This is a genomic window from Pseudomonas sp. GD04158 (genome assembly GCF_029834875.1).
Lineage (GTDB): Bacteria > Pseudomonadota > Gammaproteobacteria > Pseudomonadales > Pseudomonadaceae > Aquipseudomonas > Aquipseudomonas hydrolytica.
Genome location: NZ_JAODYT010000087.1, coordinates 1 through 15,417, shown reverse-complemented (window position 1 = coordinate 15,417; position 15,417 = coordinate 1). Strand labels below are relative to the sequence as shown.

General features: G+C 66.5%; 12 protein-coding genes. 9 read left to right on the top strand and 3 right to left on the bottom strand.

Going from position 1 to position 15,417, the window contains the following annotated elements:
- Window positions 1–2: 2 nt before the first annotated feature.
- The 6 genes from gudD to N7333_RS21435 all read left to right on the top strand — a co-directional run bounded on the left by gudD (window position 3) and on the right by N7333_RS21435 (window position 7,435).
- Window positions 3–1,340, top strand: coding sequence for a glucarate dehydratase (gene gudD, locus N7333_RS21460; RefSeq protein ID WP_279859362.1), 1,338 nt, complete (start codon window positions 3–5; stop codon window positions 1,338–1,340).
- A 149-nt stretch (window positions 1,341–1,489) separates the two neighbouring features.
- Window positions 1,490–2,827, top strand: a complete 1,338-nt coding sequence (locus N7333_RS21455) for an MFS transporter (protein ID WP_129483469.1) — start codon at window positions 1,490–1,492, stop codon at window positions 2,825–2,827.
- Window positions 2,828–2,849: 22 nt separating this feature from the next.
- The gene (garD, locus tag N7333_RS21450) at window positions 2,850–4,406 is read left to right on the top strand and encodes a galactarate dehydratase (RefSeq protein ID WP_129483470.1); all 1,557 of its coding nucleotides are present in this window, start codon (window positions 2,850–2,852) and stop codon (window positions 4,404–4,406) included.
- A 13-nt stretch (window positions 4,407–4,419) separates the two neighbouring features.
- On the top strand, window positions 4,420–5,361 hold the full coding sequence (locus tag N7333_RS21445; RefSeq protein WP_129483471.1) for a 2-hydroxyacid dehydrogenase: 942 nt from the start codon (window positions 4,420–4,422) through the stop codon (window positions 5,359–5,361).
- A 386-nt stretch (window positions 5,362–5,747) separates the two neighbouring features.
- Window positions 5,748–6,677: an ABC transporter ATP-binding protein gene (locus tag N7333_RS21440; protein WP_129483472.1), complete on the top strand. Its 930-nt coding sequence runs from the start codon at window positions 5,748–5,750 to the stop codon at window positions 6,675–6,677.
- Window positions 6,674–7,435: an ABC transporter permease gene (locus N7333_RS21435; protein WP_003241566.1), complete on the top strand. Its 762-nt coding sequence runs from the start codon at window positions 6,674–6,676 to the stop codon at window positions 7,433–7,435. The genes N7333_RS21440 and N7333_RS21435 overlap by 4 nt, the downstream gene beginning before the upstream one ends.
- Before the next feature lie 85 nt (window positions 7,436–7,520).
- Here N7333_RS21435 and N7333_RS21430 read toward each other — a convergent pair whose 3' ends face one another.
- The 3 genes from N7333_RS21430 to N7333_RS21420 all read right to left on the bottom strand — a co-directional run bounded on the left by N7333_RS21430 (window position 7,521) and on the right by N7333_RS21420 (window position 11,198).
- Window positions 7,521–7,913, bottom strand: a complete 393-nt coding sequence (locus tag N7333_RS21430; RefSeq protein ID WP_003241568.1) for a protease inhibitor I42 family protein — start codon at window positions 7,911–7,913, stop codon at window positions 7,521–7,523.
- Between the two features lie 87 nt (window positions 7,914–8,000).
- Window positions 8,001–10,397: an endopeptidase La gene (lon, locus tag N7333_RS21425; RefSeq protein ID WP_129483473.1), complete on the bottom strand. Its 2,397-nt coding sequence runs from the start codon at window positions 10,395–10,397 to the stop codon at window positions 8,001–8,003.
- A 96-nt stretch (window positions 10,398–10,493) separates the two neighbouring features.
- Entirely contained in the window at window positions 10,494–11,198 is a 705-nt protein-coding gene (locus tag N7333_RS21420) for a hypothetical protein (RefSeq protein WP_003241572.1), read from the bottom strand.
- A gap of 274 nt (window positions 11,199–11,472) precedes the next feature.
- On the opposite strand from N7333_RS21420, the gene N7333_RS21415 reads away from it, so the two are divergent.
- The 3 genes from N7333_RS21415 (at window position 11,473) to N7333_RS21405 (ending at window position 15,371) form a co-directional block, all read left to right on the top strand.
- Window positions 11,473–12,222: an AraC family transcriptional regulator gene (locus tag N7333_RS21415; protein WP_012017869.1), complete on the top strand. Its 750-nt coding sequence runs from the start codon at window positions 11,473–11,475 to the stop codon at window positions 12,220–12,222.
- Window positions 12,223–12,358: 136 nt separating this feature from the next.
- On the top strand, window positions 12,359–13,045 hold the full coding sequence (locus tag N7333_RS21410; protein WP_177491233.1) for a methylamine utilization protein: 687 nt from the start codon (window positions 12,359–12,361) through the stop codon (window positions 13,043–13,045).
- Window positions 13,032–15,371, top strand: a complete 2,340-nt coding sequence (locus N7333_RS21405) for an EAL domain-containing protein (RefSeq protein ID WP_129483475.1) — start codon at window positions 13,032–13,034, stop codon at window positions 15,369–15,371. The genes N7333_RS21410 and N7333_RS21405 overlap by 14 nt, the downstream gene beginning before the upstream one ends.
- The last annotated feature ends 46 nt before the right edge of the window (window positions 15,372–15,417 follow it).

The window sequence follows — 15,417 nt, the reverse complement described above, 5'->3', positions numbered from 1 at the left end:
AGATTCCTGCCGCTGTCGGCACTCCGCTGATCACCGAGCTGCAAGTCGTACCGGTTGCCGGTCAGGACAGCATGCTGCTCAACCTGAGCGGTGCTCACGGCCCTTACTTCACCCGCAACATCCTCATTCTCAAGGACAGCGCCGGCCATGTCGGGGTCGGCGAAGTCCCCGGCGGCGAGGGCATTCGCAAGACCCTCGAAGACGCCCGCGCGATCCTTGTCGGCCAGCCGGTCGGCAACTACAACGCATTGCTCAATCAGGTGCGCCGCGCCTTCGCTGATCGCGACTCTGGCGGCCGCGGCCTGCAGACCTTCGACCTGCGTATCACCATCCATGCCGTCACCGCGCTGGAGTCGGCGCTGCTCGACCTGCTCGGCCAGCACCTCGGTGTGCCGGTGGCCGCCCTGCTTGGCGAAGGCCAGCAGCGCGATGCGGTGGAAATGCTCGGCTACCTGTTCTTCATCGCCGACAAGGACAAGACCGATCTCGGCTACCGCGACGAGCGCGATGCCGACGACGCCTGGCGGCGGGTGCGCAACCAGGCCGCGCTGACCCCCGAGGCCATCGTCCGCCAGGCCGAGGCCGCGCACGCGCGCTACGGCTTCAACGACTTCAAGCTCAAGGGCGGCGTGCTGCATGGCGAGGCCGAAGTGGAGGCGATTCGTGCCCTGGCTGCGCGCTTCCCGAATGCCCGCGTGACGCTCGACCCCAATGGTGGCTGGTCGTTGGATCAGGCCATCGCCCTGTGCCGCGACCTGCATGGCGTGCTGGCCTATGCCGAAGACCCGTGCGGCGCCGAGAACGGCTACTCCGGTCGTGAAGTGATGGCCGAGTTCCGCCGTGCCACCGGCCTGCCGACGGCTACCAACATGATCGCTACCGACTGGCGGCAGATGGGCCACACCATCTCCCTGCAGTCGGTGGACATTCCGCTGGCCGACCCGCACTTCTGGACCATGGCCGGTTCCGTGCGCGTGGCGCAGATGTGCAACGACTGGGGCCTGACCTGGGGTTCGCATTCCAACAACCACTTCGACATTTCCCTGGCCATGTTCACCCACGTCGCCGCCGCGGCGCCGGGGCGCATCACCGCCATCGACACCCACTGGATCTGGCAGGACGGTCAGTACCTGACGCGCAACCCGCTGCGCATCGAAGGTGGCCTGGTGCAGGTGCCGAAGACGCCGGGTCTGGGTGTCGAGCTGGATTGGGATGCGCTGGCCAAGGCGCACGAGCTGTACCGGGCCAAGGGCCTGGGCGCGCGTGACGACTCAGTGGCCATGCAGTACCTGATTCCGGGCTGGACCTTCAATAACAAGAAGCCCTGCCTGGTGCGTTGAGTCAGCTTTGTAGGGTGGGCTTCAGCCCACCTTGATTACAGCCGGTGGGCTAAATCCCACCCTACGGGGTGATGACCGTGGCTGCAGCGGAACGCCGCCCGGCCCACCCTACCGGCTCAGCCTTTCCTTCTGTCTCACGAGCCTTGCCGATGCCAGATGCCAAACCGGGTCGGGTGCGCTACAGCATTCTGCTGATGCTGTTTCTGGTCACCACCATCACCTTTGCCGATCGCTCCAGCCTCTCCGTCGCCGGTTCGGCGATGCAGGCCGGCCTCGGCATCGACGCGGTGACGCTCGGCTACATCTTCTCGGCGTTCGGCTGGGCCTACGTGATCGGACAGATTCCCGGTGGTTGGCTGTTCGATCGCTTCGGCACCAAACCGGTGTACACCCTGGCGCTGTTCGTCTGGTCGGTACTGACCCTGCTGCAGGGCTTCGTCGGCTGGCTGCCCAGCACCTGGGCGGTGACCTCGATGTTCCTGCTGCGGCTGCTGGTGGGCTTTGCCAGCGCGCCGTGCTTTCCCGGCAACGCGCGGATCATCGCCTCCTGGTTTCCCACGGCCGAGCGCGCCACCGCCACGGCCATCTCCAGCTCGGCGCAGTACGCTGCCACGGCGCTGTTCGCCCCATTGATGGGCTGGGTGGTGCAAGCCATGGGTTGGCAATCGGCGTTTATCCTGCTCGGCTGCCTGGGGCTGGTGCTGTCGTTCGTCTGGTTGCAGCAACTGCATGGGCCACGTGCGCACCCGCGGATCGAGGCGGCCGAGCTGCACTATCTCGCTCAGGGCGGTGCGCTGATCGATCTGGAAGGGCAGCGCGGCAGCGCCGGTGGCTCGCAGTGGCGACACCTGGGCCTGCTGCTCAGGCAACGCACGATGATCGGCATCTACCTCGGCCAGTACTGCAACAACGCCATTACGTACTTCTTTCTCACCTGGTTCCCTGTGTACCTGGTGCAGGCACGCGGCATGAGCATTCTCGGCGCCGGTTTCGCCGCCGCGCTGCCAGCCATCGGTGGTTGCATCGGTGGCGTGCTCGGCGGGCTGCTGTCCGACGGCATGCTGCGCCGCGGCCATTCGCTGACCCTGGCGCGCAAGCTGCCGATGGTGCTCGGCCTGCTGCTGTCGAGTGCCGTGGTGCTGTGCATTTATGTCGACAGCGACGCCGCGGTGGTGGCGCTGATGGCCCTGGCGTTCTTCGGCAAGGGTCTCGGCTCGCTGGGCTGGACACTGGTGGCCGACACCTCGCCGCGGCAGATACTTGGCCTGTCCGGCGGGCTGTTCAACACCTTTGGCAACCTGGCGGCGATCACCACGCCCATCGTCATCGGCTACCTGGTCAGCCATAGCGGTTCTTTCGATGGGGCATTGGTCTATGTCGGCCTCAATGCCCTGCTGGCGGTCGTGAGCTTCGGCCTGATCGTCGGCCGTATTCACAGGGTCGAGCTGGACGACGCCTCGCGCGCCAATGCCGGCTCGGTATCCTGAGCGCACAACAGGAGCACGCAGCATGCAGTTGATTCCCCATCAGGATTCGCCCCGCTATATCCGCCTGCACCCAACCGACAACGTTGGTGTGGTGGTTAATGACCAGGGCGTTGCCGCAGGCGGTCAGTTCGACGATGGCCTGACGGCTATCGAAGGCATTCCACAGAGCCACAAGGTGGCGCTGGTGGATATCGCCGAAGGGCAAGAAGTAGTGCGCTATGGCGAGGTCATCGGCTATGCGCTCAAATCCATCGCCGCCGGCAGCTGGGTCACCGAGCAGGTGCTGCGCATGCCCGAGCCGCCAGTGCTGGACAACTTGCCCAAGGCGACCATCAAGGCCGCTCCGGGGGAGCCGTTGACGGGCTATACCTTCGAAGGTTTCCGCAACCCGGACGGCAGCGTCGGCACGCGAAATATCCTCGGCGTGACCACCACTGTGCAGTGCGTGGTCGGCGTGCTCGATCACGTGGTCGAGCGCGTGCGCAAGGAAGTCCTGCCCAGGTACCCCAATGTCGACGACGTGGTGGCGCTGTCGCACAGCTACGGCTGCGGCGTGGCGATCAATGCGCCGGACGCCGTGGTACCGATCCGCACCCTGTACAACATCAGCCGTAACCCCAACCTCGGTGGCCAGGCGCTGGTGATCAGTCTCGGCTGCGAGAAACTGCAGGCCAACCAGTTGATGGATGGCGACCTGCTCACCAACGGCATGGAAGAGGAAGACTGGCTGTTCCGCCTGCAGGATTCCGGCACCGGCTTCACCGGCATGGTCGAGCAGATCATGGGCATGATCGAGGAGCGCCTGCAGGTGCTCGACCAGCGTCGCCGCGAGACCGTACCGGCTTCCGAACTGGTGGTTGGCATGCAGTGCGGCGGTAGCGACGCTTTCTCCGGCATCACCGCCAACCCGGCTTTGGGTGTGGCCGCCGACCTGCTGGTGCGCGCTGGTGCCACCGTGATGTTCTCCGAGAACACCGAAGTGCGTGACGGCATCCACCTGCTGACACCGCGCGCCGCCAGCGTCGAGGTGGCCGATGCGCTGATTCGCGAGATGGACTGGTACGATGCCTACCTTGCGCGCGGCATGGCCGATCGCAGCGCCAACACCACGCCGGGCAACAAGAAGGGCGGGCTGAACAACATCGTCGAGAAGGCCATGGGTTCCATCGCCAAGTCCGGCAGTAGCCCGATTGCCGGCGTCGTCTCCCCGGGCGAGCGCATTCGCGGCAAGGGCCTGTGGTTCTGCGCCACGCCGGCCAGCGACTTTATCTGCGGCACCCTGCAACTGGCGGCGGGGATGAACCTGCATATCTTCACCACCGGGCGCGGCACGCCGTACGGCCTGTCGATGGTGCCGGTGATCAAGGTGGCCACGCGCAGCCAACTGGCCGAGCGTTGGCCGGACCTGATCGACGTCGACGCCGGGCAGATCCTCTCCGGACGCATGAGCCTGGAGGAAATGGGCTGGCATATCTTTCAGCTCTATCTGGACGTGGCCAGCGGGCGCAGGCAGACCTGCGCCGAACGCCTGCGTCTGCATAACGATCTGGTGCTATTCAACCCGGCGCCGGTGACCTGAACGGGAGAGCCTGATGAGCAAGATCAAGGTGCTGCAGATCGGTCCGCTGAGCGAGCGCTTCAACCGCGAGCTGGCGGCCGAGTATGAGGTCAGTGCGCTGTGGCAACAGGCCGAGCCGCTGACCTTTCTGCGCGAGCAGGGCGGGCAGTTCCGCTACATGGTGTCCTCGGCGCGTTTCGGCTGTAAGGCCGAGCAGCTCGAGCTGTTGCCCAATCTGCGTGCCATCTGCAGTTTCGGCGTCGGCCATGACCCCTATCCGCTTGAGCTGCTGCGCGAGCGCGGCATCGCCATCAGCACCACGCCGGACGTGCTCAACGACTGCGTGGCGGATCTGGCCATGGGCCTGATCATCGACAGTGCGCGGCGTCTGTCGGCCTCCGACCGCTTTGTGCGCAGCGGCGCCTGGGGCGACGGGCAGAGCTTCCCCCTGGCCCGCCGGGTCAGCGGCAAGCGCCTGGGTATCGTCGGCCTCGGTCGCATCGGCGAGGCGGTGGCGCAGCGGGCGGCGGGCTTCGCCATGCCGCTGCGTTACCACAACCGCCGTGCGGTCGAGGGCAGTCCTTACCAGCATGAGCCGGATCTGCTGGCGCTGGCGCGCTGGGCGGACTTTCTCGTGCTGACCTGTCCGGGCGGTGCGGCGACCCGGAATCTGATCGATGCCGAAGTGCTCGAGGCGCTGGGGGCCGACGGTTTCCTGATCAATGTCGCGCGCGGTTCGGTGGTCGATGAGGCGGCGCTGATCACGGCTTTGCAAAATGGTGTGATTGCCGGCGCCGGTCTCGACGTCTACCAGCACGAACCCCAGGTACCGCCGGCCTTGCGCGAGCTGGACAACGTGGTGCTGCTGCCGCATGTCGGCAGCGCCAGCGTCGAGACCCGCCAGCAGATGGCCGACCTGGTGCTGGACAACCTGCGTTCCTTCATCGCCAGCGGCAAGCTGTTGACTCCGCTGTAGGGCGGGTACAACCCGCCAGCTCTTTATTGGCGGGTTGCACCCGCCCTACGAAACATCCCGCTCCTGCAGCGGGCCCCATATGCAAGGCGGCGCTCGCCGCCCTGCCTATCGCCGCAGCGCCACAAGCGTCGCGGCCGCTTCACCCTCAACCTCACCTGCAGCATCGGCGCGCCACAAGCGCGCCGTTTTTTGCGCTCTGCCTGCATTGACTGCTGGAGGGGCGCGCGGGGCCGCCCGGGCTGTGCGCGCCAGGCAGGTTCGTTCCTCGGTGCGCACGGAGCACCCTACCGCCCGAAGCTTTTCCGGGATGAACCAATACCGCACTTGCCCTGTCCGGGTGGTCAGGCTCTACACTCTGTGGTTTTTCCGCAGGCAAGGATTCTACCGTGCAGTCGGTCATCTCCATTTCGCAACTGAACAAGACCTACGCCTCGGGCCATCCGGCCCTGCAAGGCATCGACCTGGACATTCGCCAGGGCGAGATCTTCGCCTTGCTCGGGCCCAACGGCGCCGGCAAGACCACGCTAATCAGCATCATCTGCGGCATCGTCAATCCGGGCGGGGGCAGGGTGCTGGTCGGCGGCAAGGACATCGTCCGCGACTACCGCGCGGCCCGCTCGCAGATCGGCCTGGTGCCGCAGGAGCTGGTCAGCGACGTGTTCGAAACCGTCTGGGCGACGGTCAAGTTCAGCCGCGGCCTGTTCGGCAAGAAGCCCGATCCGGCCTATCTCGAGCAGCTGCTCAAGGACCTGTCGCTGTGGGACAAGCGCAACGCCAAGATCATGGAGCTGTCCGGCGGCATGAAGCGCCGGGTGATGATCGCCAAGGCGCTTTCGCACGAGCCGCAGATTCTCTTTCTCGACGAGCCTACCGCCGGCGTCGACGTCGAGCTGCGTCGCGACATGTGGAACATGGTGCGGCGTCTGCGCGAGCGCGGCGTGACCATCATCCTCACCACCCACTACATCGAAGAGGCCGAGGAAATGGCCGACCGCATCGGGGTGATCAGCAAGGGGCGGATCATTCTGGTGGAGGACAAGCAGGTGCTGATGCACAAGCTGGGCAAGAAGCAGCTGACCCTGCACCTGCAGCAGCCGTTGTCCTGCGTGCCGGCCGAACTGGCGCGCTACGGCCTGGAGCTGACCGATCAGGGCCATGCCCTAGTGTTCACCTTCGATGCGCAACACGAGAACACCGGCATCGCCGAACTGCTGCGCGATCTGACCCAGCACGGCATCGACTTCAAGGATCTGCAGTCGAGCCAGAGTTCCCTGGAAGAAATCTTCGTCGGCCTGATCAAGGAGTCGCGCACATGAACCTGTACGCCATCAAGGCCATCTACCTGTTCGAGCTGGCGCGCACCTGGCGCACCCTGCTGCAGAGCATCGCCACCCCGGTGATCAGCACCTCGCTGTACTTCGTGGTGTTCGGCTCGGCCATCGGTTCGAGCATGACCCAGGTGCAGGGCGTGAGCTACGGCGCCTTCATCATTCCCGGGCTGATCATGCTGGCGCTGCTGACCGAAAGCATTTCCAATGCCTCGTTCGGCATCTACATGCCCAAGTACTCGGGGAGCATCTACGAGATTCTTTCGGCGCCGGTCTCGTACCTGGAGATTCTGATCGGCTATGTCGGCGCGGCAGCGACCAAGTCGGTGATCCTCGGCCTGATCATCCTGCTGACCGCACGGCTGTTCGTCGATTTCGAGATTCAGCATCCGATCTGGATGGCGGCATTCCTGATCCTCACCGCGCTGACCTTCAGCCTGTTCGGCTTCATCATCGGCGTGTGGGCCGACGGCTGGGAGAAGCTGCAGATCGTCCCGGCGCTGATCGTCACGCCGCTGACCTTCCTTGGCGGCGCCTTCTATTCGATCAGCATGCTGCCGCCGGCCTGGCAGACGGTGACCCTGTTCAACCCGGTGGTGTACCTGATCAGCGCCTTTCGCTGGAGCTTCTACGGCGTGTCCGACGTCAATGTCGGCCTGAGCCTGACGATGATCCTCGGCTTTCTCGGACTGTGCATCCTGCTGGTGGGCTGGATCTTCAAGACCGGATACCGGCTCAAGAGCTGAGCCGGGCAGGGAGGACGGGTTGAGGCGCTTTGGCGGCGATTCGTTTGCAGTCGTCGCGGCTAAAGCCCCTGCAGCCGGTTTTCCCTCACTTCACCCGCAATTCACACTCGAAGGTTTGCGCTGGCGGCACGTTCGGCTCCCAGGGCTGCTGGTAGGTCAGCAGCAGGCGGCCTTCGCCGGCCTCGCGTGCAGTGAAGCGCCAGGTGGAGATGCCGCCGGCACCCACCAGCCCGGCATCTTCCGGATTGCTGTACACCTCGGGGCCGAGGCTTTGCAGCACGTTCGTTGCACCGTCGCGGACCTCCCAGCGAAAGCCGGTGGTCGGGTTGCTGGGCAGGCTGAGAATCAGTTGCTGGCCCTTGTTCAGCGTCAGCGGGCACTGCCTGGCCTTCTTCAGCTCCAGCGTGCCGGATTGATGAGCGCAGGCCGTGAGCAGGGCCAGGGCGGGCAGGGTAAGCAGGCGCAACGCGCGGTTCATGACGGACTCCTGTCGGCGAAACCTGGCCCAGCATAGCCGCACCGGGGTGCGGCATGCGAGCCGTAGGGTGCGCCGCGCGCACCGTGGTTAGTCGAAAAGCACCCTGGCCACGTCGCCATAACGCCTGGCGAAATGCACCGTCAGGCCTTCCTTGAGGTAGTCCGGCAGTTCCTCGTAGCTGCCACGGTTGGCCTCCGGCAGGATCAGTTCATGGATCTTCTGCCGCCGCGCCGCGATGACCTTCTCGCGTACGCCGCCGATGGGCAGCACCTGGCCGGTGAGGGTCAGCTCGCCGGTCATGGCCACGCCCTTTTTCGGCGCCTGGTTGCGCGCCAGGGAGAGCAGGGCACTGGCCATGGTGATGCCGGCGCTGGGGCCGTCCTTGGGCGTGGCGCCTTCCGGCACGTGCAGGTGAACGAAGGCCTGGTCGAAGAAGGTTGGGTCGCCGCCGAACTGCTTCAGGTGCGAGCTGACGTAGCTGTAGGCGATCTCCGCCGACTCCTTCATCACCTCGCCGAGCTGGCCGGTGAGCTTGAAGCCACGGTTGAGCGTGTGGATGCGCGTCGCCTCGATCGGCAGGGTGGCGCCGCCCATGCTGGTCCAGGCCAGCCCGGTGATCACGCCGACGCCGGCCAGTACCCGCTCGTTGCGGAACACCGGCATGCCGAGGGCCTCCTCCAGGTCCTTGGCGCCGATGCGGATCTTCGCCTCGGGATCCTCCAGCAGCTTGACCACCGATTTGCGCACCAGCTTGCCCAGCTGCTTCTCCAGCTGGCGCACGCCAGCTTCGCGGGCATAGCCTTCGATCACTGCGCGCAGCGCCGCGTCGCTAATGGACAGGCGCGCCTTGGGCACGCCGGCCTTTTCCAGCTGCTTGGGCCACAGGTGGCGCTTGGCGATGGCCAGCTTTTCCTCGGTAATGTAGCCGGACAGGCGGATCACCTCCATGCGGTCGAGCAGCGGCCCGGGGATGGAATCCAGCGTGTTGGCGGTGCACACGAACAGCACCTTGGACAGGTCCAGGCGCAGGTCCAGGTAGTGGTCGAGGAATTCGACGTTCTGCTCCGGATCGAGGGTTTCCAGCAGCGCCGAGGCCGGGTCGCCCTGGTAGCTGGTGCCCATCTTGTCGATCTCGTCGAGCATGATCACCGGGTTCATCACCTCGGCTTCCTTCAGCGCCTGCACCAGCTTGCCGGGCATGGCGCCGATGTAGGTGCGACGGTGGCCCTTGATCTCCGCCTCGTCACGCATGCCGCCCACCGAGAAACGGTAGAAGGGACGGCCGAGGGATTCGGCGATGGATTTGCCGATGCTGGTCTTGCCCACGCCGGGCGGGCCGACCAGCAGCACGATGGAACCGGCGATCTCGCCCTTGAAGGCGCCGACGGCGAGAAACTCGGTGATGCGCCGCTTGATGTCGTCCATGCCGGCGTGGTGCTTGTCCAGCACCTTGCGCGCGCGGCCGAGGTCGAGCTTGTCCTGGCCATGGATGCCCCAGGGCAGTGCGGTGGCCCAGTCCAGGTAGTTGCGCGTGACGGCGTACTCCGGCGAGCCGGTCTCGAGGATCGACAGCTTGTTCAGCTCCTCGTCGATGCGCTTGCGCACCGGCGCCGGCAGGGTCTTGCCTTCGAGGCGGGCGAGGAATTCCTCGCGGTCGGCGCTCTTGTCGTCCTTGCTGATGCCCAGTTCCTGCTGGATCAGCTTGAGCTGCTCCTTGAGGAAGAACTCGCGCTGGCGCTCGCCGATCTGTCTGTTCACCTCGGCCGACAGCTCCTTCTGCAGGCGGCCGACTTCCACTTCCTTGCGCAGCAGCGGCAGGACCTTCTCCATGCGCTTGAGAATCGGCACGCAGTCGAGCACTTCCTGCAGCTCATGGCCGGGCGCAGTGGTGAGCGCTGCGGCGAAATCGGTCAGCGGCGACGGCTCGTTGGGGCTGAAGCGGTTGAGGTAGTTCTTCAACTCCTCGCTGTACAGCGGGTTGAGCGGCAGCAGCTCCTTGATCGCATTGATCAGTGCCATGCCGTAGGCCTTCACTTCGTCGCGCGGGTCGCTCGGGGCCTGGGGATAATCCACCTCGGCCAGGTAGGGGCCGCGCCGGCTCAGCCAGCCGCGGATGCGCACGCGGGTCAGGCCCTGGGCGACGAACTGCAGCTTGCCGCCTTCCTCGCTGACATGGTGTACGCGGACCAGGGTGCCGTGCTCGGGCAGGCTGGCCAGGTCGAACTCGCCATTCTCGTCCGGCGGATTGTCGACGTAGAACACCGCCAGGCACTTGTGCTCGGTATTGCCCACGCGGTTGAGCGTGCGTCCCCAGGGATGCTGGTTGACGATCACCGGCAGCACCTGCGCCGGGAAGAACGGGCGGTTGTGAATGGGGATGACGTAGAGCTTGTCCGGCAGTTGCTGGGCGGGGAGCACCAGGCCGGTACTACCGACCTGCACCTTGTCTTCGACTGCCTCGGAGTTGATGTCCTGATCGTTCATGGAGCACCTTTGCTTGCATGTTGAGTGCTACATGGGGCGGTGCTCGGAATTTTTCAACGCCAGGACTTCCCTTTGCGCCCGGCCTGTGCGCGGCGGTCAGGCCAGTGTCAGGCGAATGCCCTGCAGGCGCTGGTCGATCAGCGGCGTGAGCAGGGCGAAGCAGTCGGCGGGGGCCAGGCGCACCTGGGGCGACTCGATCAGTTCCTGGCGCAGGCGTTCGAGCAGCGCATGCAGCGTCTGGTCCGGGCTCTGGGTGTCGAGGCGCTCGCAGAGAAAGCGCATCTGCATCTGCAGACCCGCCGGGCAGCGCGAATAGTTCGCCGCGCGCACCGCCAGCCCGCGCAGGCGGGCCAGGTCCTCGAGTGCGCGGCAGGCTTCGCCGAGGCCGCGAATGGCCGGATGCTGATGCTGGTACAGGCGATCCTCGAGCTGCTCGATGACCTCCAGCAGGGCATCGATCAGGCGGCTGTGCGCCTCGAAATCGGCGGGTTTGCGGCGCAGCAGCGGCCAATGCTGTTGCAGTGGCGGCAATTGCAGGCTGGTGCCGGGCCAGTTCAGCCAGAGCTCGTCGAGTTGGCGAGCCAGGGCGTTGCGCTGGCTGACGCTGTGGAGGTCCTGCTGGGCGCCGAGGCCGCGGTGTTTCTGCAGCGCCTGGAGCAATTCCAGGCAGCGCTGCAGGGTGCGGTTCTCCAGCTTGCCCAGCGCCTGCTGGTGGCGCCGCTCGGCGCGCTGGCTCAGGCAGTGACCGAGCGTGAGCAGGGCGACCCCCAGGCCCAGGGCGATGAACAGTTCGGGATTCATGGGCTGCGCTCCATTGCATTGGCTGACTTGGCCAGGTCTTCGGTAGCTGGTTCAAGCAACTCCCCTGCCAGCGATGAGAGCGCCCGGCGTGCCTGGGGCGGGCGGTGCAGGGCGTTGCGGCGGATGCCCGCAAATGGCGCAGGCAGCGCTTCGTCGGCTCAATCTGGTGCAAGCGATGTAAAAGGTGCAACCCATCCGCTGGTCGCGGGTTGCGGCGTTTTTTCCCGTAAAGGAGTAAAGTGCAACCCTTGTTTCATGCCGCAAGTCTTTCGCCATGCTGCAAGCCCGTGTGATTCGCCTGGATGAACAGGCCCATGAACATGCTCACGATCATCACCAACTGGTGATGTCCCTGGTCGGCCGCGCCGAATTCGAGGTCGGCGGACGCGGCGGCGAAGTCTGCCGGATGCGCGCCTGTCTGGTGCCCGGCGACGCCGCTCACCAGTTCGCCGGCATGGGCGACAACCGCATGCTGATCGTCGATCTCGACGAGCAGGACACCCCCAGCGAGGATCTGGAACTGCTCCACAGCCTGTTCGAGACCCCGCGATTCCCGGCGCTGGACGCCGATTTCCAGCACCTGCTCAGCTATGCCGGCGCCGAACTGGAGCGCTACGGCAGCGACTCGATCCTGGCGCGCTCTCTCGGCGGCGTGCTGTTGCGGGCGCTGCACCTGCGTCTGTTCGGCGAACAGCGGCGCCAGCCGCAGGGAGCGCTGGATCTGCAGCGGCTGGACAGCTACATCGGCGAGCACCTGGCGCGGCGCATCAGCGTGGCCGAGCTGGCTCAGGTGATGTGCCTGAGCCCCAGCCACTTCCATGCGCAGTTCAAGGACAGCGTGGGCCTCACCCCGCACCAGTACCTGCTCAAGACCCGCCTCGACCGCGCCGCGCGCATGCTGCGCGAGAGCACCCTGCCGCTGGTGCGCATCGCCGAGGAGTGCGGGTTCTCCAGCCAGAGCGCATTGACCACCTCCATGCGCCGCTATCTCGGCCTCACGCCCAAGCGTTTGCGCAGCGAGTAAGGCCCTGGCTGGGCGATTGCTGGCCGGTTCGCCGCCGGCCAGCTAGGCTGTCAATTCTGTACGCCAAAACTCGGTTGCCAAGATGGCATGTAATCCTGTGGACGCCCCGGCCGTCGGCTCGGGCCAAGGCTCGCGCATGACTGGTCGCAATTCCCGCCTGCTCCCCCTCGTTCTGTTCGCCGCCCTGGTCCTGCCCGGCCTGGCGCATGCCGCGGCGCTGCATGCCGATCTGCTGGACGCCGCCGGCCAGCCGCTGGCCGATGCGGTGATCAGCCTGAACGGCCCGCTGGACGCATCCCAGGCGCCACCGCCGGCGCTCATGGATCAGCGCGACAAGCAGTTCCAGCCCCATGTGCTGGCGGTGCGTACCGGCACGCTGGTGTCCTTCCCCAACAGCGACGATATCCGCCACCAGGTCTACTCCTTCTCGCCGGCCAAGCGTTTCGAGCTGCGCCTGTACCAGGGCACGCCGAGCGAGCCGGTGCTGTTCGACAAGCCCGGGCTGGTGGTGCTGGGCTGCAATATCCATGACTGGATGCTCGGCTATATCTACGTCACCGACGATCCCTGGTTCGCCGTCAGCGACGAGAACGGCCGTGCGGCCATCGCCGGGTTGCCGGCCGGTCGCTACGCCGTGACCCTCTGGCACCCAGGCAATCCGCAGTTGTTGCCGCAGGCCGCCGGCGAGCTGCAGGTGCAGGTGCAGACGCTGAGCCAGCGGTTCACCCTGGCCAGCAGCGGCCCTGCCGAGCCGCCCGCGCCGCCGGCGCCGAGCGCGTTCGGCGAGGCTTTCAGGAAGGCCGCCGAAGATGCTGCGCAGTAGCTTCCAGGCGCGCATCAGCGGCGTCCTCATCCTGCTGTTGCTGGTGGTGATCGGCGCCCTCTATGTCGCGGTGAAGGCAGCCACCGATGCCGCAGTACGCGCCCAGGCGCAGGAGCAGCTGAACGTCGGCAGTCTCGTCTTCGAGCAGCTGCTGGCGCTGCGCAGCGACCAGCTGCAGCAGGCCGCCCAGGTACTGGCGGCCGATTTCGGCTTCAAGGAGGCGGTGGCCAGCGGCGATGCGCCGACCATCCGCTCGGCACTGGCCAACCAGGGCGCGCGCATCAACGCCGACGCGGTGTTCCTGCTGGGGCTGGACGGCAGCCTGCAGGTGAGCACCGACCCGGACATCGACGCCGAGGCGCTGGCCCGTATGGACGGCCAGCTACAGCGGCCGCGGCGCGACGGGGCGCGGCTGTTCCTGCTGCCCATCGGCAGGCAGATCTATCTGCTGGTGGATGCCACGGTGAGCGCACCGCTGCCGATCGCCCGGGTGCTGATGGGCTTTGCCGTGGACCGCGAATTCGCCGTGCAGCTGCGTGAGCTGACCCACCTGGAGCTGAGCCTGGTGGCCAGTCGCGACGGTGCGGCGCCGACGTGGATCAGCACCCTGCCGGCCAGCGCCCAGGCCCTGCTGCAAGCGCAGATGAAGGCCGCCGGCGCGATGCCGCAGCGTCTCGACGGTGGCAGCGAGCACTACTTCGGCCAGCACCTGCAACTGGCCAGCGGCCCCGGCTATCGCGTCGAGGCGCTGCTGCACAAGTCCCTCGGCGAGGCCGAGGCGGCGTTCGCACCGCTGGATCGGCGCATCCTGCTGATCAGCCTGGGGGCCATGCTCGCCTCGCTGATCGGTGCGCTGTTGCTGGCGCGCAGCCTGTCGCGACCGGTGCGCGAACTGGCCGCTGCCGCCCAGCGCATCGGCCGTGGCGACTATCAACAGCCGGTGGCCCTGGCCCGCAGCGACGAGCTCGGCCTGCTGGCGCTGGCGGTCAACGACATGCAGCGCGGCATCGCCGAGCGCGAGCGGCAGCTGGCGCACAACGCCCTGCACGACGCGCTGACCGGCCTGCCCAACCGCACCCTGGCGCTGGAGCGGCTGGGCAGCGCGATCACCGCCGGCCGGCCCACGGCGCTGCTGTATCTGGGTGTGGGCAACTTCGCCGCGATCAACGAGAGCTGTGGCCAGGGTGGCGGCGACCTGGCCCTGCAACAGCTGGCCCGGCGTCTGCAGGCGACCCTGCGCCCCGGCGACAGCCTGGCGCGCCTGGTGGGCGATGAGTTCCTCCTGCTGCTGGAGCAGTGCGACGGCAGCAGTGCAGTGGCCAGCGCCGACCGTCTCCATCAGCTGCTGCTCAAGCCGCTGCGCATCGGCACGCTGGACATCGCCCTGGACTGCCGCATCGGCATTGCCGCCTACCCGGCCGACGGTGACACACCGGACGATCTGCTGCGCCGTGCGCGCATCGCCATGCAGGACGCGGCCCAGCATTCCGGGCGCCTGCAGCTCTACCAGCAGGGCCGCGACGCCGCCCAGCAGCGGCAGATTCGCCTGATCCGCGATCTGCGCCACGCCGCCGCGCAGGGCCAGCTGCTGTTGCACTACCAGCCCAAGCTGGACATTCGCGAGGGCCTCGTGCGCCAGGCCGAGGCGCTGCTGCGCTGGCAGCATCCGCAGCTGGGCATGGTCTCGCCCGGCGAATTCATTCCGCTGGCCGAGCGCACCGGCAGCATCCAGCTGCTTTCCGCCTGGGTCATCGAGGAGGCCATGCGCCAGCTGCAGGAGTGGGACGGGCGCGGCATCTGGGTACAGCTGTCGCTGAACATCTCTACCGCAGACCTGCTCGACGCCGAGCTGCCGGGGCGCGTTGGCGCACTGCTGGCACGCTACCGGGTGGCGCCGGAGCAATTGATCTTCGAAATCACCGAGAGCGGGGTGATGCTCGATCCCGAGCGCGCGTTGCAGGTACTGCACGGCTTGCGTGGCTACGGCATCGGCTTGTCGGTGGACGATTTCGGCACCGGCTATTCCTCGCTGGCGCAACTCAAGCGCATGCCGGTGCAGGAGCTGAAGATCGACCAGAGTTTCATCCGCGAGCTGGACGACCACAGCGAGGACTCGGTGATCGTTCGTTCCACCATCGAAATGAGCCACAGCCTGGGCCTGAAGGTGGTGGCCGAGGGCGTCGAACTGGCGTCCGGCCTGAATCTTTTGCAGCGCTGGCACTGCGATACCGCACAAGGCTACCTGATCAGCCGGCCGCTGGCCGCCGAGGCCTTCGAGGCCTGGCTGGCACAGCCCTATCGCCCCCCCCTGGCCAAGGTGCACTGAAGCATGCGACTCGCCTGTCTGTTGGGAATGTGCCTGTACGCCGGGC

What these genes read in the sequence shown, in the direction of transcription:
- N7333_RS21455 (WP_129483469.1), top strand. Translation starts at nt 1,490, where the DNA reads ATGCCAGATGCCAAACCGGGTCGGGTGCGCTACAGCATTCTGCTGATG.
- garD (WP_129483470.1), top strand. Translation starts at nt 2,850, where the DNA reads ATGCAGTTGATTCCCCATCAGGATTCGCCCCGCTATATCCGCCTGCAC.
- N7333_RS21445 (WP_129483471.1), top strand. Translation starts at nt 4,420, where the DNA reads ATGAGCAAGATCAAGGTGCTGCAGATCGGTCCGCTGAGCGAGCGCTTC.
- N7333_RS21435 (WP_003241566.1), top strand. Translation starts at nt 6,674, where the DNA reads ATGAACCTGTACGCCATCAAGGCCATCTACCTGTTCGAGCTGGCGCGC.
- N7333_RS21430 (WP_003241568.1), bottom strand. Translation starts at nt 7,913, where the DNA reads ATGAACCGCGCGTTGCGCCTGCTTACCCTGCCCGCCCTGGCCCTGCTC.
- lon (WP_129483473.1), bottom strand. Translation starts at nt 10,397, where the DNA reads ATGAACGATCAGGACATCAACTCCGAGGCAGTCGAAGACAAGGTGCAG.
- N7333_RS21420 (WP_003241572.1), bottom strand. Translation starts at nt 11,198, where the DNA reads ATGAATCCCGAACTGTTCATCGCCCTGGGCCTGGGGGTCGCCCTGCTC.
- N7333_RS21415 (WP_012017869.1), top strand. Translation starts at nt 11,473, where the DNA reads ATGCTGCAAGCCCGTGTGATTCGCCTGGATGAACAGGCCCATGAACAT.
- N7333_RS21410 (WP_177491233.1), top strand. Translation starts at nt 12,359, where the DNA reads ATGACTGGTCGCAATTCCCGCCTGCTCCCCCTCGTTCTGTTCGCCGCC.
- N7333_RS21405 (WP_129483475.1), top strand. Translation starts at nt 13,032, where the DNA reads ATGCTGCGCAGTAGCTTCCAGGCGCGCATCAGCGGCGTCCTCATCCTG.